This is a genomic window from Streptococcus oralis, from assembly GCF_001075675.1.
GTDB lineage: Bacteria > Bacillota > Bacilli > Lactobacillales > Streptococcaceae > Streptococcus > Streptococcus oralis_V.
In genome coordinates this window covers 1-223 of sequence record NZ_JUNW01000032.1, presented here as the reverse complement: position 1 = coordinate 223, position 223 = coordinate 1, and the positions used below count along the sequence as shown (strand labels likewise).

Sequence of the window (223 nt, the reverse complement as noted above, 5' to 3'; positions counted from 1 at the left end):
GCCTGTGCTGGTTGCGTTAGTGCTGGTTGGAACTACTTCTTTCACCACCGCTTGGTACTTAACGGTAACAGGAGTACCGTTGGCATCCACTCGAGTCAATTCAAGTTCTGGTGTTTCACCCTTGAACTGTTTGTCTGGGGTGAAAGTTACCTTGCCGTCTGCGTCCACTTCGAACTTACCAACATTTGGTACTTCTTTCACAGTTGTACCATTGTCAAATAGT

Annotated in this window: 1 protein-coding gene; it reads right to left on the bottom strand. The window is 46.6% G+C overall.

Translation table 11 applies throughout. The annotated features are described in order from the left end of the window. Positions 1-223: hypothetical protein (locus ADM50_RS04120; RefSeq protein ID WP_049484630.1), on the bottom strand; the 223-nt coding region annotated here is incomplete at both ends.